The sequence below is a fragment of the Kitasatospora nipponensis genome, assembly GCF_039528135.1.
Classification (GTDB): domain Bacteria; phylum Actinomycetota; class Actinomycetes; order Streptomycetales; family Streptomycetaceae; genus Kitasatospora; species Kitasatospora nipponensis.
This window is the reverse complement of the sequence record NZ_BAAALF010000684.1, coordinates 1-732: the sequence shown is the minus strand read 5'-3', so window position 1 is coordinate 732 and position 732 is coordinate 1. Positions and strand designations below refer to the sequence as shown.

Sequence of the window (732 nt, the reverse complement as noted above, 5' to 3'; positions counted from 1 at the left end):
CAAGCCCACCGCGGAGGGGATCGCGGACGACTTCCGCTGCGACACCGTGGAGCCCAGCTTCGCCCAGCGGCAGATCGACGTCTACGACGGCCTGATCGAATGGCACGGCACGATCGTCCGGTGGGACCAGGTGCGGGCCTTCGAGACGGTGGCGAAGGGGGAGAGCGAGCAGTATCTGTCGAAGGCGATTTCGCGGCTGGAGACTCATCTGGGTCTCTACCTGCACCGCTTCCTCAGCCGCGGTCTGAACCTGGATATCGCCGTCTGGGACGTCGGAACGGGCGAGGAGGTGGATCACATCGGTGTGGATGCGCTGGACCCGTTCGGCTACAAGGTGCCTGGCCGGGCTGGTTATCCGAAGCGGTTTACGGCCAAGGTCGAGGGTGTTGGACCAGTGCTGCTGGAGGCTCACATCTGGCCGGCCAAATCGCAGCAGGCCGGCTTCCGCCAGATCGGCCCCGTGCACGAACGTCAGGGGCTCTACTTCTACCGTAACGACCGCCTGGTGCAAGCCGGCGGCTGGAGCGACCTGCGCAGCTCTGAGGGCCACTTGGCGCTGGCTCGGATCGCGGTGGACCTGCCGGACGGGAAGAACGATGTGTTCAGCCTGACGGTGAAGAAGGATGGGGTCGGTGTCACTCCAGCCTTCACACACGGGGTGGAGAAGGGGACCGACAGCACCGGTGCGACCTTCCGGTCCTACTTGTGGGATGAAGAGGCGGCCTACCGGGA

The 732-nt window shown here is 65.3% G+C and carries 1 pseudogene; it reads left to right on the top strand.

The features are described from left to right. Positions 1–46 precede the first annotated feature (46 nt). Positions 47–732 (top strand): annotated as a pseudogene (locus tag ABD323_RS42705) (ATP-binding protein); the annotation flags it as partial.